Here is a 21,787-nt window from a genome sequence, read left to right as displayed (position 1 = left end):
TCCTTCAGTTATTGCCGCCGCTGGTTCGGGTGTAGTTGTAGCCAACCCCGATCGACTTGGTGAACGGGATCAGTTGGTTCAAGTAGGTATCCACGCCCTGGATGCGTTCGCCCACATTGGATTTGGGCACGAACACCACGTCACCGCGTTGCAGGTGCACCGGTTTACGCCCGTTGGGACCGGGCTTGAGGTATTGGCTGAAATCCAGGAAGTAGGCGTGATAGGCGCCCTGGGCATCTTCGCGCAGCAGCGCGACCATGCTCGCGTTGCCCGACGGGTTGACCCCACCGGCACCGACGATGGCTTGCTCCAGGGTGTTGGCGGTGCCCAGTTGCACGGCGGTGGGGTTATTCACCGCGCCGCCGACGATCACCGAGTTGCCGGGTGCCTGGTTGATGTTCACCGTCACCCGCGGTTCGCGATACACCGGCGAGAGCTTGTTGCTCAGCTCGGTGGCCAGCTCCGAGGGCTGGCGCCCGGCGACCTGGATCGGCCCCAGGAACGGGTAATTGATCTTGCCGTCGGTCTGCACCGTGTACAGCGTCAGCTCATAGATGGTGCTGACGTTGAACGCCGACAGCGTCGGCATTTCCCCGGCATCCCGCACGATGCGCAACTGGTCGCCGATGCGGATGCGCTCCACCGCCGGTGGCAGTTGCGCAAGCTGGTCGAGGGCGCGTTTGCCGTCTTCAACGGTCTGGTCGTCTGGCGGGACGATGCGTGCGGGCGTATTGCAGGCGGCCAACGCCATCATGGCCAGGACGAGTAAGGTTCGTTTCATCAAGGGGGACTTCCTGTAGGTCATGATGCTCACCTCCAATAACCGGGGAACATGCTGATGCGCCGCTTGAGGGCGAGGGGGAGCCGACGTTCCAGATGGCCCAGCCGGTAGCCGAGCAACTTGAACGCGCTGCGCACCAGTACTTCGGGCACGCGGTGCAATGCACCGGCTGCGCGCAATGCCGCGAGCTCAGCCAGTACATAGCGTTTACCTTCACCGCCGGCATCGCCGAACGCCTGGCGGATCCACGGCTCGCGACCGTAGAACACGCCAATGTCGAAGTAGCGGTGAAACTCATCCATGAGTCGGTAATCGTGGGAGTGGTACACCCGCGCCGTGGCGGCGTAACGCACGGTGTAGCCTTCGAGCAGCAGGCGCGCGGCAACGTAGGCGTCTTCGCTGCCGATCACATCGGCGGGGAAGCCGCCGACGGCCTGCAGGGCGCTGCGTCGGTACACGCAAAACGAGTCGGAACTGAAGCAGGTTTTGATCCCGAGCGTGGGCGCGTCGGCCATGCGCTTGGTGCGGCTTTGGTCCGGGTAATTGAAGTGCCGCGACTGTGCGCCCAGCACGCCGGCGCCGGGGTGCGGCAACTGGCGCCCGTAGGCCACGCCGGTGAGCGGGTCTTGCTGCAATTCATCGAGCAGGTTGGCGAAGGTTTCGGCATCAGCGGGGATCGCGTCCTGGGTCATCACGATCAGTGCCTCACCGCTCACCTGCTCACTGGCCCAGCGGCGTGTGCCGCCGTGGTTGAAATCACGTGCGTCGATCACCTCGACCCGAGCGCCGAATTCGCGAAAGCGCGCCACGGTGTCATCGCTGGACGCGCTGTCGACCACCAGCATCTCGTCCGGTTGCAGCGTCTGCATGTGCAGCGCAGGCAGCAGTCGCGCCAGGTGACTGGACGCGTTGCGGGTCGGGATGATCAACGAGGTGCGCATGTCACTTCTTCACTTCTGCCGGTGCACGCCCATAGATGTCGTCAAAGCGCACGATGTCGTCCTCGCCCAGGTACTCGCCGCTCTGCACTTCGATCATCACCAGGTCGATGATGCCGGGGTTGGTCAGGCGGTGCTTGTGCCCGGCCGGTATGTAGGTGGATTCATTGGCATTGATCAAAAACTCACGCTCGCCATTGGTGATCTGCGCGGCGCCACTGACCACCACCCAGTGCTCGCTGCGGTGATGGTGCATCTGCAACGACAGCGAAGCCTGGGGCTTGACCACGATGCGCTTGATCTTGAAGCGGCTGCTTTCCTCCAGCACCGTGTAGGTGCCCCACGGCCGCGTAACGGTGCGGTGCAGGCTGAACGCCGGGTGGTTCTGGCGCTTGAGTTCGGCGACGATGTAGCGCACATCCTGGCTGCGGTTGGCGTCGGCGATCAGCAACGCATCGGGGGTGTCGACGATGATCAGGTCGCGCACGCCGACGGCGCCGAGGACGCGCTTGGGCGAGTCGATATAGCAGTTGTGCACGTCATGCAAAATCGCTTCGCCATTGACCTGGTTGCCATGCGCATCGCTGGGCGTGAGCTGGCGCAGCGCTTCCCAGGAGCCGATGTCGCTCCAGCCGATGTCGCAGGGCACCACGGCGACTTGCTTGGACTTCTCCATCAAGGCCACGTCGATGGAAATGTCCGGCGCGCTGCCGAATGCATCCGCATCGAGTTCGCGCTGGCGTGAGGTTTTGTTTTGCAGGCCATGGCTGTGCTCCAAAGCGGCTCTGGCAGCGGTCAGCACCTCGGGAGCATGGGCGGCGAGTTCGTCCACCAGGGTGCCGGCCTTGAAGCAGAACATGCCGGCGTTCCACAGGTGCTTGCCGCCGTCGAGGTAGGCTTGCGCGGTGGCAAGATCAGGTTTCTCGACAAAGCGTTTGACACGGTTGCCGGTGCCCAGCGTGTCACCTTTTTCGATATAGCCAAAACCGGTTTCCGGGTGATCGGGCTGGATGCCGAAGGTCACCAGGTAGCCGGCTTCAGCCAGGTCGCGGGCCTGGGTCACCGCCTCGGCAAACGCGACTTCATTGAGGATCAGATGGTCGGCGGGCATCACCAGCAGCTGTGCGCTGTCACCGAAATGCTCCTGCACATGCAAGGCCGCCACGGCGATGGCCGCTGCGGTGTTGCGCCCGAAGGGTTCGAGCAGCAGGTCCAGGGGCAGGTGGGCCTTGTTGACCCCACGGTAGTCGTCCAGGGTACGAAACAGCAGGTCGCGGTTGGTCACGGTGAGCACGCTTTCCACGCCGGGCAACTTGGCCGCGCGCTGGAAAGTCTTTTGCAACAGGCTCTGGCCGTCACGCATGCGCATGAAGGGCTTGGGCATGTTCTGCCGCGAAACCGGCCACAGCCGCGTACCCGAACCACCGGAAATGATGCAGGGAATTAATCCGTTGAGGGTGTTCATCAATAGACTTCCTTGGTGGAGAGGACGGCCGGGACCGTCATGAAGACGATGTACAAGTCAAACCACACCGACCACTTGGAGATGTACTCCAGGTCGTACTCGACACGTTTCTGGATTTTGAACAGGGTATCGGTCTCGCCCCGATAGCCGTTGATCTGCGCCCAGCCGGTGATGCCTGGCTTGACGCGATGGCGCGAACTGTACTCGCTCACCGCCACTTCGAACGGAATGCCTGCGGCTTTGGTGGCCGTGGCATGCGGGCGCGGGCCGACCATGGACATATTGCCCAGCAGCACGTTGAACAGCTGCGGCAGCTCATCGATGCTGGTTTTGCGAATGATGCGGCCCACGCGGGTGATGCGCGGGTCTTTGCGGGTGGTCTGTTGTTCGGCGGTGAAGTCGCTCTGGTCGGTGAACATCGAGCGGAACTTGAACACGCGAATTTCGTTGTCGTTGTAGCCATAGCGGTTCTGGCGAAACAGCACCGGGCCTTTGGAGTCGAGCTTGATGGCGATGGCTGTGAGCAGCATCACCGGCGACAACGCCACCAGGGCCAGGCTGGCCAGCAGTAAATCTTCACAGCGCTTGATAAAGGGCGACCAGCCGCGCAACGGTAACTGCGAGGTATTGAACATCAGGATGCCGCCCACGTCGGTGATGCGGCTGTGGCCGTAGCGCAGGGCGGCCATGTCGGGCACCAGCATCACATTCACCGACATCTGCCGCAGGCGGTTGACCAGCCCGTGAATACGCTGCTCGGCGGCCCACGGCAGGCAGATCATCACCTGGTTGACCTGCTCGGCACGGATCAGTTTTTCCAGGTCACGGGTATTGCCCAGCAAGGGCAGGTTGCTCAATTCCTTGGGAATGCGCTCGGTGCGGTCGTCAATAAAACCGATCAGGCCGGAGCGGATATCGCCATTGCGTTGCAGGTGGTCGGCCACATGCACGGCGGTGTCGGTAAAGCCCAGGATCACTGTGCGTTGCAGGTACTTGCCCTTGCGCATCAGGTTGCGATACAGGCGCAGCATCAACAGGCGTTCAGCGCAGAACAAACCGAGGCTGGCGATGTACCAGACCACCAGATTGCGCGGGGTTAATTGCGGGAAAAACTGCAGGATCTGGTACATGAACAGCAAGATGCAGAACGCCGCTGACCAGGCGACGATGCTGGTACGCAGGCGCAGGCGATTGCTGAACAGCTCTTCGGAGTAAATCCCCAGGGCCTGAAACAGAATAATGCTCAGGACTGCGAAAAACAGCAGCAGACCGAGAAAGTGGGAACGCATCTCGGAGGCCAGCGGGTCAAGGAACAACACCAGCACCAGCGGCGGCAAAATCGCAGTCAGGCCATGTACCAACTTGACGAAAACAACAAAAAATTCAACAAATCCAGCACGGGTCAGAAACAGGCTATCGACTGACGACTTTTCTCGCATAACAACATCCCTCATTGCACTCCAGACTCTCTGTTCGACTACTTCCCCCTGCTTGATAAGAGGGCAAATCGAACGACGGCTATGCTGGGTAAAACGCAACTATTTCATCCACGTGCAACCGTCCAAATGGAGGAAATTGGCAGGGGCGGTGACTAAAGGAGTGTTCCTTTTATTGGCTTAGTCAGAAAATTGACTGTGGAGCGAAGGTGGTATTCCAGACACGTTGGTAGGTGTTTTTATATGTCATGTTCTTGACCTTCCTTGTTCATGCACTCGGTCATGGGGAGTGATTTTGAGTGTAGGAACAAATATGGGAATTTTCCTGCCCGATGAGTAAACCTTTTTTGAAAGGGGCAGAAAAAGGGGACAAAGACGGCACGGCACTGCCAGCAAACAAGGCCTTGGAGGCGAATATTTTTTACAGAGGGTAGAAATGTATCCAGCACAATTTTTTGTTTGCGCAGGGTTCAACGATTAACCTGCGGGCTTTCTCTGGCGGACGGTTTGAGCATGATCGACCTGGCAACCCTCGCGGTTTTTTCCGGCGCTGTTTTGCTGTTGCTGCTGTCACCGGGGCCGAACATGGCATTTGTCATCAGCCACGGCGTGAGTTATGGCTGGCGTGGTGGCGTGGCGTCGAGCCTGGGGATCTGCGTGGCGGACGTGTTGCTGACCGCCTTGACGGCCAGCGGGGTCACCGCCTTGGCCGCCAGTTGGCCGCCGGCGTTTGATTTGATTCGTTACGCCGGAGTGATCTATCTGTTGTGGCTGGTGTTCAAGACCTTGCAAAAAAGCACCGGCCTGGACATGACCCAGGTCCGTCGCGTGCATTTGCGGCACGTGTTTGTGCAGGCCATGCTCAACAGTTTGCTCAACCCTAAGGCGTTGCTGTTTTTCATGGTGTTCCTGCCCCAATTCGTCAGGCCCGAGGCGGGCTCCATCGCCATGCAGCTGTGGGTGCTGGGCGGCGTTCTGACCCTGATCGCCGGAGTTTTTCATGCCTTGCTGGGCATTTTTGGCGGGGCGATCAGCCGAGTGTTTGCGGGCAGTCGCCACAGCGCCAGCCTACAGAAATGGGGCCTGGCGACCGTGCTGATGCTATTGGCGGCGCGGTTGGCGCTGATGTCCCGGCCAGCCTGACCCACCGCCTTCGCAGCCTCGCTAAAGCTCGACAGCTCCCACAGGGGATCGGCTGTGTTGGTCAGGTTTCGGTTCGCAGGGCCATCGCGGCAAGCGCAAATCCCGCCAGCGCAGCAGTTCAACTGTGGGAGCTGTCGAGCCCCGGCGAGGCTGCGAAGGCGGCGGCACGGGCGAAGTATAAGTTGCCTGACCCACCACCTAGCCCAGCCGCGCGGCCGCACGCGCCGCAATTTCACCGCGCACCCGACGTGATTCCGTCGTGCGCTTGTTGGCTTCCTCCAGCACATGTTTGGGCGCGGTGTCCGGGCTGCCCGCGTCAAACGGCGGTGCCGGCGCGTATTCGATCTGCAACTGCACCAGCTGTGCGGCGGCTTCGCTGTACAGCTCGGCGGCCAGTGTCAGTGCAAAGTCGATCCCCGCTGTAATCCCGCCACCGGTGAACAGGTTGCCGTCACGCACCACGCGCGCCTGGATCGGGATGGCGCCCAGTGGCGCGAGCAGGTCGTGGTAGGCCCAGTGGGTGGTGGCTTTGCGGCCGCGCAGCAAACCGGCCGCGCCGAGCACCAGTGAACCGGTGCATACCGAGGTCACGTAGCGGGCGGTCTGTGCCTGGGCTTTGAGGAAGTCGAGTGTTTGCGGGTCTTCCATCAAGGCGCCGACGCCGGAACCGCCGGGCACGCATATCACATCCAGGCGCGGGCAGTCGGCATACGTCATGGTCGGAGTGAACACCAAACCGGTGCTGGAAGTGACCGGTGCGAGGTCTTTCCACACCAGGTGCAGCTTCACATCCGGCAGCGAACCCAGCACGTCATAGGGGCCAGTAAGGTCCAGTTGCTGGATGCCGGGAAACAACAAAAAGCCGATCTGCAAGGTCATGAATCAAGCTCCGATAAAGGGGTGGACGGCTTCACTGTAGAGGCCTAGGCTTTGGCGAATACGCCATTGAACCCACAAATCACGCCAATCATGACCCGGATCATTCACGTTCTCGCTTTCGATAATGCCCAGGTGCTCGACGTGACCGGGCCGTTGCAGGTGTTCGCCTCGACCAATGACCTGGCGCGCCAGCGCGGCCTGGCGTTGCCTTACGCGGTCTCGGTGGTCGCCGCGCAAGACGCGCCGGTGATGACCTCCGCCGGCCTGGCGCTGGTGGCCGAGCCGCTGCCCGCGGCGGATACACCCTGCGACACGCTGGTGATCGCCGGCGGCTGGGGCGTGTACGGCGCCGCCGAAGACCCCGCGTTGGTGCAGTGGGTGCGCGAAAAGGCCAGGCACACACGGCGCATGACGTCGGTGTGCACCGGGGCTTTTTTGCTCGCCGCCAGCGGCCTGCTCGACGGCTGCCGTGTGGCCACCCACTGGACCCGCTGTGAAGAACTGGCGCGCAAGTTTCCCGCACTGACGGTGGAGTCCAACCCGATCTTTATCCAGCAAGGTGCGGTGTGGACCTCCGCCGGCGTCACCGCCGGCATCGACCTGTGCCTGGCCCTGGTGGAAGAAGACCTGGGCCGCGCCGTCGCCCTGGAAGTGGCGCGGCATTTGGTGGTGTTCCTTAAACGCCCGGGCGGGCAATCACAATTCAGCGCAACCTTGTCGCTGCAAAAGGGTGACAGCCGCTTTGCCGACTTGCATGCCTGGATGGCCGACAACCTCACCCTGGACCTGAGCATCGCCACCCTGGCAGCCCAGGCCGGCATGAGCGAGCGCAGTTTTGTGCGCCACTACCGCACCGAAACCGGCCAGACCCCGGCCCGCGCCGTCGACTTGATTCGCGTGGAAACGGCGCGGCGGCAGTTGGCCGACAGCACGGCATCGATCAAACGCATTGCGGTGCAATGCGGTTTTGGCTGTGAGGAAACCCTGCGGCGCAGCTTTCTGCGGGCCCTGGATGTCACGCCTCAGGCCTACCGGGAGCGCTTCTGCCAACCGGTTTGAATGAAAACGTACAGCGTTGAACCAAGGTGCTATTTTGGCGGCAGTACCCTGTGCAGCGACTTGCGCCCCTCTTCCCTCCGCCCCCGGCGTGACCTGCCCCATGAAGCCATTGCCTGCGATCAACGCCAATCCCCTGCGGGACGATTGCGCGAGCGAGCCCATTCACATTCCAGGGACCATCCAACCCCATGGGTTGTTGTTAACGCTGAGCGAACCGGCGTTGGTGGTGCTGCAAGCCAGTACTAACCTCAATGCAGCCTTGGGGCTGGGGCCTGGACCCTTGACCGGGAAGGCCTTGGCCAGCCTCGTTGGCGATGCGGCGTTGGCTGGCATTCGGTTGGCGCTGGCAGACCTGGATGCGGATGAAGATGAACTGCATCAGGTGACGCTCAATGGCGAGTTGTTTGATGCGTTATTGCACCGCCATCAAGGCCTGTTATTGCTCGAGTTGGAGCGCTCCGTGACGCCCCGGCATGCGGCCCAGATGCACGTGGCTCGAACCTTGCGCCGCCTGCAGTCGGCCAAGAGCCTCGATGAGCTCTACCAGACCTGCGTCACCGAGATTCGCGCCCTGACCGGCTATGACCGGGTCACCCTGTATCGCTTCGAGCAGGAGGGCCACGGCAAAGTCATCGGCGAATCCCTCAGCGACGGTATGCAGCCGTATCTGGGCCTGTGTTTCCCTGCCTCGGACATCCCGCCCCAAGCCCGCGAACTCTACCGGCTGAACTGGATTCGGGTGATTCCCGACGCCGAGTACCTGCCGGTGCCGATCCTGCCGGCCCTGCGCCCGGACACCGGCCAAGCCCTGGACCTCAGCTTTGCGGTGCTGCGCAGCGTCTCGCCGGTTCACTGTCGCTATCTGAAAAATATGGGCGTGCGCTCGTCGATGAGCATTTCCCTGCTCAAGGACGATCAGCTCTGGGGGCTGATTACCTGCGGTCACCGTGAACCCTTGCGCGTGCCCCATGAGTTACGCACCGCCTGTATCAGCATCGGCCAGCTGTTGTCGATGCAGATCACGTTGCTCCAGGAACAGGAGGCGCGTCGTCAGCAGCAGGAAAAAACCGGCATGATCGACAGGTTGGTCGCCGCCATGGCGGCGCAAACGTGCGATGTACTGGAGAGCCTGTTGCCGCACGCCGACACCTTGCTGAGCCTGACAGCCGCCGAGGGGCTGGCCATTCTGGTGGAGGAGCGCCTGCATCGGTTTGGCGTTTGCCCCAGCGAGGCTGACATTCGCGCGCTGTACCCGTGGATTCAGCAGCAGGGTAAAGGCGTGGTCGCCAGCCACCAATTGTCCGCCGACTTCCCGCCGGCTGCCGCCTGCCAGGCCTTGGCCAGCGGCTTATTAGCCTTGCGACTGCCCAAGCCTACGGACAACGCAGTGATGTGGTTCCGCCCTGAGGTCAAAACCACCGTGCAGTGGAGCGGCGAACCGATCAAACACGGCGAAGCGGGGGCGGCGGCGTTAAGCCCGCGCCAGTCATTTGCCCTATGGAGGCAGCAGGTGGACGGCAAGGCGCTGCAATGGTCGGCCTCGGAGTTACAGGCCGTGGAGAGCCTGCGCCGTAACGCCCTGGAGCATGACCTGGCGCGCCAGGTACAGCGCGAGCATGCGGCCGTGCGGGCGCGGGATGAACTGGTGGCGGTGGTTTCCCATGACCTGCGCAGCCCGCTGACGATCCTGCTGATGCAATGCGGCATGATGCGCAAGATGATGCCCGCCGACGACACCGAAGCCACCCTTCGCTTGAACACCGCGATTCATACCATGCAAACCGCGACCGCGCGTATGAACACGTTGCTGACGGACTTGATCGACCTTTCCCGCATTGAAGCGGGGCGCTACCAGGTCGCCTTGCAAGCGGTGGACGTGGCGCCCACGCTCGAGCAGCTCGGGTTGATGTGGCACCCGCTGGCAGCGGCCAAGGGCGTCAACCTCACGTGGCGGACCCAGCCAGGGCTGTGCGTGCAGGCCGACCCTGAGCGTCTGTTCCAAGTGTTTTCAAACCTGCTGAGTAATGCCCTGAAGTTCACTGGCCTGGGCGGGGCGATCGAGGTGATTGCTCAGGCAGCAGGCGACGATGTGCTGTTTCGCGTGTGTGACAATGGCGCCGGTATCGGCGCGGCGCAGTTGCCCTGCATCTTCGAGCGCTACTGGACGTCCCGCGAGGGCAACCCCAATGGCAGCGGCCTGGGCTTGTATATCTGCCATGGCATCGTCCAAGCCCACGGCGGCTCGCTTTGGGCAGAAAGCGTGGTGGGGCAGGGCAGTGTCTTCAGCTTCAGGATCGCGGCGGCGCTCTCACGTTCTGTCGAGTAGTTCAAACAGCGCCTCAAGGGTCTCCTGCGGCGCTTCCTGGAACACATTGTGGCCAACCCCCGGCAACACCTGGCGCCGATACACGCCGCTGAAGCACGCCACATCGTCGTCCTCGACCGGGGCCGGGCCGACGCCATCATCGGCGCCGCACAGCGAGATGCTCGGCACCGAAATCGGCGGCTGCAGCGCCAGTGCCTGCTCGATGGCTTCCAGCGCCGGGTCGCCGGGGGCGTACATGAAGCGATGGCGATAGGAGTGAATGACCACCTCGACAAAATCCGGGTTATCAAACGACGGCGCGGTCTTGGCGTAGAGGCTCGGCCCTGCGGCCCAGGTCGGCGACCACAGCGTCCACAGCAGTTCGCACAGCTCGCGGCGATTGGCGGTCAAACCGTCCACGCCACGCTGGGTGTGAAAGTAGAACTGATACCACAGGCGGTGCTCTGTGTCGGGCGCACGCGGCTTGAGTGAATGGGCGATGTCCTGAATGTTGTAGCCATCTCCCGTCACTAACCCACGTACGCGCTCGGGCCACAGCGCGGCGACGATACACGCGGCGCGGCCACCCCAGTCATAACCCGCCAACGTGGCTTGCGGGATGTGCAGGGCATCCATGAAATCCAGCAGATCCTTGGCCAACGCCGCCTGTTGGCCGGAGCGCATGACCTGCGCATTGATAAACCGCGTCGGGCCATAGCCGCGCAGGTAGGGCACCAGCACACGGTAGCCACGCTCGGCCAGCACCGGCGCGATGTCATCGTAGCCACGCGGGTCATAGGGGAAACCGTGCAGCAGGATAATCGGCGCACCGCCTTCGGGGCCGTGAGCTTCATAGGCCACGTCGAGCATGGAGGTGCGCACGTAGAGCAGTGGGGAGAGTGGGGTCATGACGGTCTTCTCGTAGCTGGCCAAAAGTGAAAAACTTTAGTCGAACGCTGTGACGGGAGATCGAACGATCGAAGTCAATGTTCTGACTTGTCTGGACACTCGCGCACCAATAATCCCAGTGCTGTCAGGTCATGCCGCTGGCCATTCCAGAATCCGGCCTCTCGCAATGTGCCTTCGGTTTTAAAACCCAGGCGTTTCAATAGCGCTAGCGAAGCAGAGTTTTGCGGATGCACCATCGCTTCTACCCGATGCAACTGCATATGCTCAAAGCCCCAATCAAGCATGGCCTGCAAGGCTTCGCGCATCAAACCTTGCCCGCGAGCAGCAGGCGCCAGTTCGCAGGACAAAGCGCAGCTGTTCCAGGCGCGGTTCCACCTGAACAGGCCACAACTGCCGATCAATGTGCCTTGGTGTTCAAGGCCCCAGCGGGTGCCTGGGTTGGGGTGAGTGCGCCACTGGCCGAAGGTGTCGATAAGGGCTTCGGCCTGGGCGAGGTCAGTCATGGGGTCGGCGCCGAACCAGCGCATGCTCGCGGCATCGGCGTGGATGGCGAACAGCGCGGGGGCGTCGGTGACTTGCAGTTCACGCAGGCGCAGGCGTGGGGTTGCGAGGGTAGGAAATCTGCTCATGGCGCCAGTGTCGCGACAACCGGATCGCGATCAACGATTTTGACTAAAGGATGCCGCTCCACCTCTACCTCCATGTTTTGCGCACAACCCAACGACGGGTCTGGCCATTGTGCCCAGCCCGCCTCAGGGTTGCCACACGGTCTTTACCCCACTGAGCTTGCGGTCCAGAAAAGTCGCCGCGCTGATCAGCGCCAAGTGGCTCAGCGCCTGGGGCGTATTGCCCAAGTGACGGGCCTGGCTGTCGAATTCTTCGGCGTACAGGCCCAGCGGGTTGGCGTAGCGCAGCAGTTGTTCGAATTCCAGGTGGGCTTTCTCCACCTGGCCGGCGCGGGCCAGGCATTCGACGTACCAGAACGAGCAGGCCGTAAAGGCGCCTTCGGTACCTTGCAGGCCGTCGATCTGGCTGTCGTCGTTGCGGTAGCGATAGACCATGCCGTCACGCACCAGGCTTTTCTGGATCGCTTCCAGGGTCGACAGCCAGCGCGGGTCGGTGGCCGCGACGAAGCGCACCAGCGGCATCAGCAGCATCGAACCATCCAGCGCGGTGCTGCCGATATGTTGCACAAAGTGCCCGCGCTCTTCGTTCCAGAAGTTGCTCCAAATATCGGCGTAGATGGCCTGGCGGGTCTGGTCCCAGCGTGCATATGGGGCCGGCAGGGAGCGTTTGGAGGCCAGGCGGATCGCGCGGTCCAGCGCCACCCAGCACATCAGCCGCGAATGCAGGAAGTGATGCTGTTCGCCGCGCATCTCCCAGATGCCCACGTCTTTCTGGTTCCAGATTTCGCAGACTTGGTCGGCCACTTCCACCGTGTGTTTCCAGCCTTCGTGGGAAATCGCCTCGCCGTATTTGTTGACCAGGTACACCGCGTCCATCAGTTCGCCGTAGATATCCAACTGGATCTGGTCGAACGCCTCATTGCCGACGCGCACCGGCTTGGCATCGCCATGCCCGCTCAAGTGGTCGAGTGTGGTTTCCGGCAACTGCTGACGCCCATCGATCCCATAGAGGATATTGATTTTGGTCGGCTGCCCGCAGCAGTCGCTGACCCGGCCTTTGAGCCAGCGCATGTAGCTGTTGGCTTCCTCGACAAAGCCCAGGCGCATAAACGCGTAGACGGTGAACGAGGCGTCGCGGATCCAGGTGTAACGGTAGTCCCAGTTGCGTTCGCCGCCGGGAGACTCGGGCAGGCCGAAGGTGGCGGCGGCGATGATCGCGCCGTGTTTGCGCGAGGTCAAAAGCTTCAAGGCCAGCGCCGAGCGGTTGACCATTTCGCGCCAGCGCCCACGGTAATTGGATTGCGCGATCCAGCCGCGCCAGAACTTCAGGGTGCGTTCCAGGTACAGGTCGGTGCAGTCGTTGGTGACGCGCGGGTCGTCGGCGCCACCGAGGACAAACTCGGCGCCTTCGTCCTGGCTCAGGCTAAAGCGTGCGACTGCTGCCTGGTCTTCGAGGTTCAGCGGATGGCTGCCGACCAGGCGCAGGCCGGGCTGGCCGTCAGCCGTAAACAGCACGCCACCGTTATCGGCCTTCGCCTGGGTCGCCGCGCGCGCATAGTCATGGCGCACGGCGCAGCGCAGGTGAAGGGTGGCTTCGCCGCTGACCACACGCACGCGGCGAATCAGCAGCGGCAGTTCGTCGACGTCTTCGCTGAGGGTCAGCAGGTCAGTGATTTCCACCACCGCTTCATCACTCAGCCAGCGGGTTTGCAGCACATTGGTGTCGGGCAGGTAGATTTGCTCGCGGCGCGCGTTGGGCAGGTCGGGAGTGAGCTGGAAAACACCGGCCTCGGGCGTGTCCAGCAGCGAGCAGAAAACCGACGGGCTGTCGAATTCCGGCCAGCAGAAAAAATCGATGCTGCCTTTATCGTTCACCAGCGCGGCGCTGCGCATATCGCCGATGATGCCGTGGGCATCGATGGCGCTTTGGGGTTCGTTCTTGAAATCAACCATTGCCACGAAACTCCGGATAAAGGCTCATGCCGCCATCAATAAACAAGGTGCTGCCCACCACGTAGTCGGAGGCATCACTGGCCAGCCAGACCACCGCATTGGCCACGTCTTCCACGTCGCCTACGCGGCCGTAGGGAATCAACTTGAGCAATTCTTTTTCAGCCGCGCCTTCCGTGGCCGCACGGTTGATTGCCGTGCGAATCGCCCCTGGCGCGATGCCATTGATGCGGATGCGCTGTTCACTGACTTCCTGGGCGAGGGTGCGCATCAGCATCTCCACGCCGCCCTTGGAGGCTGCGTAATTCACATGCCCGGCCCAGGGAATGACCTGGTGCACCGAACTCATATGGATGATTTTTCCGGCCGCCCGCGAGACGCCGTCGCGGATGCCTTGGCGGTTGAAGATCCGTACGGCGGCGCGGGCGCACAGGAACTGGCCGGTGAGGTTGACGCCGATCACGGTGTTCCAGTCATCGAGGGTCATGTCGACCAGATTGGCGTCTTTTTGCAGGCCCGAGTTGGCCACCAGAATGTCCAGGTGGCCGAAGGCCTCGAGGGTCTGGGCAAACAAACGCTCCACGTCGGCCTCTTTGGACACGTCGCCACCGATGGCAATCGCTCGCCCGCCGCCTGCGTTGATCTGAGCGGCAAGGGCTTGCGCCGGCGCCGCCTGAGAATTGTAGTTAAGCACCACGGCCGCCCCGGCCTCGGCCAACGCCTTGGCCGCACCTGCGCCGATGCCGGAGCTGGCGCCGGTGACCAGGGCCACTTGTTGCTGCAAGGAGATCTGCATTGCCCGCCCACCGTTTTATGAGAGTCCTTTGTGCTGACTGACACGCGTCGGTAGAAGTTCAGCTAGCTCAAATGGGTTTCCCCATGGTGGCGTCGCCTTTAGCGGAATAAAAAACACATTATAAATAATTAAAAGTAATTAATAATCCACTAAAAATCGTTTGACAGGTTATTGCTCTGAGGGTCTTATAGGCACTCATCAATGTGCTCCGCTGGTAGTTCAGAAGTCATCGCGGATATACCTATAAGAGATGCCTATGCACCCATTGGCCTTTATAGGGGAACTACCAGTTCAGGAGGCAGCGCCTGTCCGCGTGGGCGTGCCTAAGTTAGTGATCTTCGATTGCGACGGTGTATTAGTGCAAAGCGAAGAAATCACCCTGTCTGTATTGATTTCCCTGCTGAATGAACAAGCACGTCGTGACGCGCCAGAGGCTAAGGGGCTTGACTCAGTAGAATTCATTGAGCGCTTTCGTGGGCGCAAGATTGCCGACTGCTTACGTGAAGCAGAACAGCGCTTGAATATTTGCCTGGACAGTCAATTCGAACAAACTTTTCGTCAGCATGCACGCGTCGCTTTGACTGCGCAGTTAAAACCTACCGATGGAATCCATGAAGTGCTGGAAAGTCTGACGCTGCCTTTTTGCGTAGCCTCCAGTGCGCCCCTTAATAAAATAGAACACTGTTTACGCCTCACGGGACTGTTGTCTTATTTTGAGGGGCGCATATTCAGTTGTTACGAACTAGGCCGTTGGAAACCAGACCCTTTGGTGTTTTTAACGGCGTGCGCTGCTTATAACGTCGACCCCCTTGATGCACGGGTTATTGAAGACAGTGTTGCCGGTATTCACGCGGCGGTTGCAGCCAATATAAGTGTGTTGGGTTTTGGGCCAGTGGACCGACATTCAGTGTTGGCCGATGCCGGGGCGTTACCTTTTTCCGATATGCGCGAATTACGTACGTTACTGGCGTGATATGACTACTCAAGGAGGAGGCGCTGTGAAAATTTCAGGTTATACAGAGCGACTAAAGAGTAATGATCAACGTTCGGAGGTGTGGTGGGATTCGTCGCCGGCCGTCTATGTACCTTATAAGAAACACTTGCTTGAGAAATATCCCGCAGCCTTCAGTTCCATCGAACAGTTAATGCCCGACACGTTTGCGCAACCCGGCGGGTTCAGTAATGTAACGACAAACCCTCGTCTGGTAACGGCGGTGATTCTTGAAAAACGTGACTATTGGTTGTCGCGGTTCAATCTCGCCCAGTTGGCGCCCCAAGAGTTGCGCAGGAAGCTGTACGACGAAGTGATCGTGCAGGGCGCTTCGGATCTGAAGCAGCGCTGGGTTCAATCCGGCCAGCGTGAAGGCTGGATTTGCGCGCAAGTCGATCCTGTCGATGTGCGCTGCGCTGAACGCATGACTGCCAGGGGAGTGGCGCTGCGTCAGTTGGCTGCGAATGTGATGGTGAAGGTCCCCGCAAGCCTGGAGGGCCTTGCGACGGTTGAGCATTTAGTGGCGCAAGGCAGCTCAGTGAACATCACCTTCTGCTTCACGGTTGCGCAGTTCCAGGCAGGCATCGAGGCCATAGAACGTGCAAGGGTGACTGCACGCAGCAAGGGTGTCGACACCCGCCACTGCCAGTATGTGATCACATTCATGATCGGGCGCTTTGCCTGTCAGCCCGAGTTTGCGTTACAAGCGGCCGAGCGTGGCTTGGCGTTGAGCCCGGAGGACCTGCGCTGGGCCGAGTTGTTGGTTTATGAGCAGGTACAGGCGCTGGTCTCGGCGTCAGCCGCGCCGGTTAAAACCCTGCTTTCCAGCATAAAAGTCGATGTCGACGAGCGTGGCAACAAGCACTGCTGGCACCTGGAGAAGACCGGCTTGTTGGCGACGTGCTACACGCTGACGCCGGAAGTGGTTGAGTTTTTGGTTGAGCGCGAAAGTCGCGGTAAACCGGTGTTTCCTGCGGGGGAACCCTTGAAGCCGCCGGCTTTGACGCTCGCGAAGTTGTTGCGTATTCCGTATTTCTGCGAAGCCTACTTTCTGGACGGCATCGAGCCTTATGACTTTTGCAACCATGAGGCTTTTATCAACACCTGCAATGAGGCCAACAGTGCGCACCGGCGCCTGGCCGATTTCTGCACTCGACTCTGCCCCCCTGTGCACGCTTTCAGCCGCTCCCTCAGTACGATCATGGCGGCCGAATACGGGGTGCTGGTATGAACAAGATGGTCGGGTTGTGGGCGCACCCCCGCTCCAGGTCCACGGTGTTGGAACGCGTGTTTATCGAGCGCGGAGACTTCGAAGTCTTTCACGAGCCGTTTGCCCATATGGCATTTTCTGCCGATTCTGAAATCCCGTCGGATGAATGGGATCACAGTTTCCCCACCACTTATCAGGGAATAAAAGAGCGACTGGTAAAGACTAGGGAAACGGCCAACGTATTTCATAAAGACATGTGTTATCACTGCCTCGATGACTTGAAAGTTGACGTAGACTTTCTGGCGCAACAAGACAATATCTTTCTTGTTCGCGAGCCCGCCAGCAGCATTCTTTCGCATTATCGGGTACACCCCAACATGCCGCTGCAAGCCATTGGGCATAAAGCCTTGTACGAAATTTTTTGTGTGGTCACCAAACTTACCGGCAAAGTGCCCTATGTGATTAATGCTGATGACCTGGCGGCAGCGCCGGAACGGATGATTGGTAAGCTGTGTGACTATTTGGGTATTGAATTCCTGCCGCAAGCCATGGTGTGGAAGCGCGAGTGCCCACCCCAATGGAAAACCTGGAGAAGTTGGCACGTCGCAGCAGAAAACAGTGAATGCATTATTCCATCGAGTAAGCCTTACGCTACTAAAGAGGAACTCGACACTATACCCGCGTTAAAAGCGATGTATGACTATCACCGGGTTTTTTACGCGCGCATGAACGAGTTCTGTCAATAGGGAGCAGGGCATGAAAAAGTTGGTTATTACCGGTGCCGCCAATGGAATTGGTCGGGCAACCCTGGAACAGGCGATTGTTGAAGGTTACTTTGTCATTGCCGTGGATAAGGACGCGGACGCCCTTAACCGGCTGCAACAGACTTACGGTTCGAGTGTATTGGAGGCTCATGTTGCCGATCTTGCCAATGATGCTGTGATCAAGGGCTTTATTCCAAGCCTGTATGAGCGTCATTCCACGCTCTATGGGTTAGTTAATAATGCAGGGCTGTATCACGGCAAAAGTATTTACGCCTATTCCGATAACGAAGTGGACGAAATGCTTAACGTTAACCTCAAAGCATTACTTTATCTTTCCAAAGACTTCGCCGAACGCGAAATGAAGCACGAAGCGCCGCGCAGCATCGTCAATATCACCTCAGTGGCCGGGGAAGTGGGCAGTTGTGACGCCCTGTACGGCGCGACCAAGGCTGCCGTGATCGGCTTGACCAAGGCCAATGCCTGGAACTTCGCGCCTTTTGTGCGGGTAAACGCTGTATCGCCGGCACTGATTCACGACACCGCCATCTACGACACCATTCCTGAATATCGGCGGGCGGAGTACGCACGCCAGGAAATTCTCAAGGACCCGATCCTGCCCAGTGGTGTGGCCGAGGTCATCCTGCTGTTGGTCGGTAATGGTTTTCGGCATATGACCGGCAAGGTTATTCCGGTTGATAACGGAGCCTACCCACGATGAACCAGTCCATACCGAAGAAAAAGTTGCTGTTGGTGGGCGCCGGTAACTTGTGCCTGCAAATTCTCAAGATTCTGGCGCCCAGGAACAGGTTCGAGTTTGTCGTGCTGGGGCGCAACGAAGAAGCGACCATCAGGCTGTGCAACCTGGTGACGCTGGCGTGCGCACAACTGGAACAATATGTTGCTATCTCGCCGATGATCGCTGACTTGACGGATATCGGCAGCGTTACCCAGGTGCTCCGGGAGCACGCGCCGGACATCATCGTGAACTGCGCCTCGTTGCAGTCATGGCGAGTGATCACCGGGTTGCCCAAACGCTCGTTCGAGCAGCTTGACCAGGCACAGTTCGGTCCCTGGCTACCCATGCACCTGACATTGATGCATGACTTGATGCAAGCCGTGAAGGCCTCCGGTATCGCCACCCTGACCGTCAATGCGGCCTTTCCCGATGCCGTCAATCCGATCCTGGCCAGGGTCGGGCTGGCCCCTGATATCGGCGTGGGCAATGTCGCCAACCTGATTCCGGCCGTGCGTTTTTCCATCGCGCGGTTGCTGAAGTGCTCTCCCGCTGACGTGGAGGTGATGCTGTATGCCCAGCATTATTTCAGCCACTACGTGCCACGCGGCGGCCTGCCCCCGCGTGCCAGCTATCGCTTGTTGTATGAGGTACGCGGCCGGCGTGAGGTCGCTCGTCTGTCTAATGAGGTGATTTTTTCGACGGTGAAATCCGAGTTTCGTCGCTTGGGCGGGGTTGATGGGCAGTTTCTAACCGCGTGTTCTGCGGTCACTGTGATCGAAGGGCTGTTCTCACCGACACCGGTACTGGTGCACGCGCCAGGCCCGCTGGGGCTTCCGGGCGGCTATCCGGTCTGGCTTCAGGATGGACGCATCAAGGTGCAGTTCTCCGACGAGTGCCCCTACGACGACGCGGTGCGCCTCAACAGCATTTGCCAAAGCCATGATGGTATCGACGAAATCCATTGTGACGGCTCGGTCACCTTCAACCCCAGGTGCATGGCAATCATGCAGACGATGCTGGGGTACTCCAAGGACATCATGTCGGTTCGGCAGTCTGCGGACTGTGCTCGGGAGTTGGCGGGAAAGTACCTGTCTTTCAAAAATTCAATCGGCTAGGGGCGGTGTGCCATGAGTCAAATTCTGGGGTATGAACACGAGGAAGTAGCCCATTACTCAACGCAGTATTCGCCGGACTTTGTCGAGCGCTGGGACGCGTTGATTGATTGGGAAAAAAGAAAGGCCGGCGAACAGGGGTTCTTTGAGCAGTTGCTGAAAAGTCACGGAGTGAAATCGGTAATCGATGTATCCACGGGCAGTGGTTTTCATGCCGTGCAACTCAAGCAGGCAGGTTTCGAGGTGGTCGCTACGGACGGTAGCGGCACGATGCTGGACAAAGCCCGACAAAACTTTCTTGAGCGTCAATTGGCAATTGAATCCCACCACAAGGAGTGGCTTGAGCTCGACCCGGACGTGCTGGGCACGTTCGATGCCGTGGTGTGCCTGGGCAGTTCACTGTGCCATGTGTTTGAGGCCGGCGCCCGAATGAGCGTGCTGGGCACGTTCAGGGCCTTGCTCAAACCAGGCGGTGTGTTGATTGTTGATCAGCGTAATTTCCGTGCTATTCGCGCGGGCAAGTTCAAATCCAGCGGCAATTATTATTACTGCGGTGCCAGCGCGTCGGTCAGCCTGGGAAGGGTCGATGCACAGGTGTGCGAGTTCATTTACGACTTTGACGATAAACAACGCTACAGCCTGAAAGTGTATCCGTTATTGCCAGCGGACCTGGCCGACGAGATTCGGGCCAGCGGCTTCTCTGCCCATAAGGAATACGGTGATTTTCAGCCTGTCTTCGACGGGATGGATTGTGATTTTGTCATCCACACCGCCTGCGCCGTGTGAGGGCGTCATGATGAGCACACTCGTGCAGAATAATCCTCGCGTGTTGGACAGCGTGGTGTTGGCAGTCGTACTGACAGGGTTTGTGGCCAGCACCTACGGGTTCGGCGTTTATTTGTTCGCCAACCTGGTCGTTGATATGCGCCGAGATATCGGCTTTGACTACACCACTGTGGGCTTGATCACTGGGGGCGCACAAATAGGTTTCCTGCTGTTTTCTTCGGTCACCAGTTACATCAGCCGTTTTTTCGAAGGTTGGAAAATCAGCCTGGTGTCCACCGTGGTGACGTCTCTGGCCTTGTTGGGCTTGAGCGTCAGCGACACTATTTGGTTGTCGGGTGGGTTGTTGATATTGCTGGGAGGCTGCTCCGCTTCGGTTTACATCCCGCTGGCAGAAATCGTTACCAAGGGTTTTAGCCCAGGTAATCGCTCCCGGGTTATGGGGCTGATCTCCAGTGGCACCAGCTACGGCGTGTTTATCAACGGGTTACTGGTGTCATTTCTCACCTTGCAGGGTGGCTGGCGCTCGATCTGGCTAACGGCCGGCCTTGTGTCATTGGGCCTCTGTGTCGTGGCCTGGTTTCTGTTGCGTAACAGGGGGGCTGACCAGGCGGCTGGTTTTTCAGGTGAGCGCTCGCGGTCGCTCGACGGCCAGACGCCATGGCTGAGCCGTTCGCTGTACCTGATCTGGGGCATCGCCTTTCTCAATGGGATGGCACTGCTGCCGTTTCAGACTTATCTGGCACCTTACCTTCGCGATGAATTAGGCGTTTCGGTACAGGACGCAGGGTTTATCTGGACGACGATCGGCGCTGTGGGAATGGCGTCAGGTTTTTTGGTGGGGTGGGTTGCGGACAAAGTGGGTGCCAGGGCGGCCTTGGCCATGTGCTTTCTAAGCGCGGGCCTGGCAGCCCTGCTGGTGTTCAGTTTTAACGCTATCGCGTTGTTCTATTTGGCGGCTTTTTTGTTTGCGCTGGCGTTCTACCCCATCTTTGGGCTGGTCCCAAGCTATATCGGACAAATCGTTGCGGTCAACCGACTGACGCAGGCATTTGGCATTGCCAATGTGCTGATTGGCCTGGGTGGCGTGTGCGGTAACTTCCTGGGCGGGCTGTCCAAAGACCTGACAGGCTCGTTCTCGACAGTCTATTGGGTGGTTTCGCTGCTTCTGTTTTTGCAATGCGTGATGGTGTTCATGTTGGGCAAACAGCCTGTTTCGCTGGCGGAGGGAGAACGGCCATGAACTATTTTGCGCAAGATCCACAACAGAATTTGCATGGGTTTGCGTTCAATCACGAGCGTGTCGAACAGTCGCGAATCAAGCACAAACCCAGGGTCATTTGGATGACGGGGCTCTCGGCTTCCGGGAAGTCGACCATTGCCAATGCGCTGGATATTGCCTTGCGGGCCCAAGGCCGGTTTACCTGCATCCTTGATGGCGACTCGGTACGCAGGGGGCTGTGTCGTGACTTGGGGTTCACCGACAGCGACCGGGATGAAAACATTCGACGGGTCGCGGAGGTGGCGGGTTTGATGGTGGGGGCGGGACTTATTGTCATTGTCGCGCTGATCCGTCATCGGCCAGTCGGCATTACGCCCGCTCGATTATTGGCAACGAGCATTTTGTAGAAGTTCACGTGGACGCCCCACTGGCAATTGCTGAACAGCGAGACCCTAAAGGGTTGTATAAAAAGGCGCGGTCGGGCCTGCTCAAGAACTTTACGGGGATTGATTCGAACTACGACACTCCGTTGTTTCCTGAAGTGCATTTGCCGACTGACGCGATGTCGGTTGAACAATCGGTCGAGATTATTCTTGACTGGATGGCGCGTGCGGAGGACGCCGTTCAGCCTTTGGTCTTCTAGCCGCGGGGCGGTGACTCCGACTCCAGGAAACGAGGTATT

The 21,787-nt window shown here is 59.6% G+C and carries 19 protein-coding genes and 1 pseudogene; 11 read left to right on the top strand and 9 right to left on the bottom strand.

The features are described from left to right. Positions 1-4: 4 nt before the first annotated feature. The 4 genes from AOA59_RS31635 to AOA59_RS31620 are packed head-to-tail and all read right to left on the bottom strand — an operon-like array spanning position 5 to position 4,623. Entirely contained in the window at positions 5-781 is a 777-nt protein-coding gene (locus AOA59_RS31635) for a polysaccharide biosynthesis/export family protein (protein ID WP_099490135.1), read from the bottom strand. 29 nt (positions 782-810) lie between these two features. Then, the gene (locus AOA59_RS31630; protein ID WP_069786937.1) at positions 811-1,722 is read right to left on the bottom strand and encodes a glycosyltransferase family 2 protein; all 912 of its coding nucleotides are present in this window, start codon (positions 1,720-1,722) and stop codon (positions 811-813) included. Position 1,723: 1 nt separating this feature from the next. Then, positions 1,724-3,184, bottom strand: a complete 1,461-nt coding sequence (locus AOA59_RS31625) for a mannose-1-phosphate guanylyltransferase/mannose-6-phosphate isomerase (RefSeq protein WP_069786938.1) — start codon at positions 3,182-3,184, stop codon at positions 1,724-1,726. After that, entirely contained in the window at positions 3,184-4,623 is a 1,440-nt protein-coding gene (locus AOA59_RS31620) for an undecaprenyl-phosphate glucose phosphotransferase (RefSeq protein WP_065930253.1), read from the bottom strand. The genes AOA59_RS31625 and AOA59_RS31620 overlap by 1 nt, the downstream gene beginning before the upstream one ends. Positions 4,624-5,133: 510 nt before the next feature. Here AOA59_RS31620 and AOA59_RS31615 point away from each other — a divergent pair. Then, entirely contained in the window at positions 5,134-5,763 is a 630-nt protein-coding gene (locus tag AOA59_RS31615; RefSeq protein ID WP_099490134.1) for a LysE family translocator, read from the top strand. 198 nt (positions 5,764-5,961) lie between these two features. Here the strand turns inward: AOA59_RS31615 and inhA are convergent, their stop codons facing one another. Continuing rightward, a complete protein-coding gene (gene inhA / locus AOA59_RS31610) occupies positions 5,962-6,642 on the bottom strand; it encodes an isonitrile hydratase (protein WP_065930251.1) in 681 nt (226 codons plus the stop codon). A 90-nt stretch (positions 6,643-6,732) separates the two neighbouring features. Between inhA and AOA59_RS31605 the strand changes: the two genes are divergently transcribed. Beyond that, entirely contained in the window at positions 6,733-7,701 is a 969-nt protein-coding gene (locus AOA59_RS31605; protein WP_099490133.1) for a GlxA family transcriptional regulator, read from the top strand. A 100-nt stretch (positions 7,702-7,801) separates the two neighbouring features. Continuing rightward, positions 7,802-10,027, top strand: coding sequence for an ATP-binding protein (locus tag AOA59_RS31600; RefSeq protein ID WP_099490132.1), 2,226 nt, complete (start codon positions 7,802-7,804; stop codon positions 10,025-10,027). Here AOA59_RS31600 and AOA59_RS31595 read toward each other — a convergent pair. The 4 genes from AOA59_RS31595 to AOA59_RS31580 form a co-directional block, all read right to left on the bottom strand. Then, a complete protein-coding gene (locus tag AOA59_RS31595) occupies positions 10,010-10,915 on the bottom strand; it encodes an alpha/beta fold hydrolase (protein WP_099490151.1) in 906 nt (301 codons plus the stop codon). The genes AOA59_RS31600 and AOA59_RS31595 overlap by 18 nt on opposite strands. Positions 10,916-10,989: 74 nt before the next feature. Next, positions 10,990-11,544 (bottom strand): GNAT family N-acetyltransferase, encoded by a 555-nt coding sequence (locus AOA59_RS31590; protein ID WP_099490131.1) that lies wholly within the window; start codon positions 11,542-11,544, stop codon positions 10,990-10,992. A 123-nt stretch (positions 11,545-11,667) separates the two neighbouring features. Beyond that, on the bottom strand, positions 11,668-13,494 hold the full coding sequence (locus tag AOA59_RS31585; RefSeq protein WP_099490130.1) for a glycoside hydrolase family 15 protein: 1,827 nt from the start codon (positions 13,492-13,494) through the stop codon (positions 11,668-11,670). Then, complete coding sequence (locus AOA59_RS31580) at positions 13,487-14,287, bottom strand: glucose 1-dehydrogenase (RefSeq protein WP_099490129.1); 801 nt, start codon at positions 14,285-14,287, stop codon at positions 13,487-13,489. Before AOA59_RS31580 ends, AOA59_RS31585 begins: the two co-directional genes overlap by 8 nt. Before the next feature lie 256 nt (positions 14,288-14,543). Between AOA59_RS31580 and AOA59_RS31575 the strand changes: the two genes are divergently transcribed. The 8 genes and pseudogenes from AOA59_RS31575 to cysC all read left to right on the top strand — a co-directional run bounded on the left by AOA59_RS31575 (position 14,544) and on the right by cysC (position 21,748). Next, on the top strand, positions 14,544-15,260 hold the full coding sequence (locus tag AOA59_RS31575; RefSeq protein WP_065912301.1) for an HAD family phosphatase: 717 nt from the start codon (positions 14,544-14,546) through the stop codon (positions 15,258-15,260). 172 nt (positions 15,261-15,432) lie between these two features. After that, positions 15,433-16,509: a transaldolase family protein gene (locus tag AOA59_RS31570; RefSeq protein WP_371919106.1), complete on the top strand. Its 1,077-nt coding sequence runs from the start codon at positions 15,433-15,435 to the stop codon at positions 16,507-16,509. Then, positions 16,506-17,234, top strand: coding sequence for a sulfotransferase family protein (locus tag AOA59_RS31565; protein WP_099490127.1), 729 nt, complete (start codon positions 16,506-16,508; stop codon positions 17,232-17,234). The genes AOA59_RS31570 and AOA59_RS31565 overlap by 4 nt, the downstream gene beginning before the upstream one ends. Before the next feature lie 10 nt (positions 17,235-17,244). Continuing rightward, on the top strand, positions 17,245-17,970 hold the full coding sequence (locus tag AOA59_RS31560; protein ID WP_099490126.1) for an SDR family NAD(P)-dependent oxidoreductase: 726 nt from the start codon (positions 17,245-17,247) through the stop codon (positions 17,968-17,970). Further along, positions 17,967-19,103 (top strand): hypothetical protein, encoded by a 1,137-nt coding sequence (locus AOA59_RS31555; protein ID WP_099490125.1) that lies wholly within the window; start codon positions 17,967-17,969, stop codon positions 19,101-19,103. The genes AOA59_RS31560 and AOA59_RS31555 overlap by 4 nt, the downstream gene beginning before the upstream one ends. A gap of 12 nt (positions 19,104-19,115) precedes the next feature. Further along, complete coding sequence (locus AOA59_RS31550; protein WP_099490124.1) at positions 19,116-19,886, top strand: bifunctional 2-polyprenyl-6-hydroxyphenol methylase/3-demethylubiquinol 3-O-methyltransferase UbiG; 771 nt, start codon at positions 19,116-19,118, stop codon at positions 19,884-19,886. A 10-nt stretch (positions 19,887-19,896) separates the two neighbouring features. Next, complete coding sequence (locus tag AOA59_RS31545; protein WP_099490150.1) at positions 19,897-21,126, top strand: nitrate/nitrite transporter; 1,230 nt, start codon at positions 19,897-19,899, stop codon at positions 21,124-21,126. Beyond that, a pseudogene (gene cysC, locus AOA59_RS31540) lies at positions 21,123-21,748 on the top strand (adenylyl-sulfate kinase). The gene AOA59_RS31545 and the pseudogene cysC overlap by 4 nt, the downstream one beginning before the upstream one ends. The last annotated feature ends 39 nt before the right edge of the window (positions 21,749-21,787 follow it).

The organism is Pseudomonas sp. 2822-15 (assembly GCF_002742515.1).
Taxonomy (GTDB): Bacteria; Pseudomonadota; Gammaproteobacteria; order Pseudomonadales; family Pseudomonadaceae; genus Aquipseudomonas; species Aquipseudomonas salomonii.
Note: the sequence above shows the minus strand (reverse complement) of the source record. Positions and strands in the feature narration are given on the sequence as shown.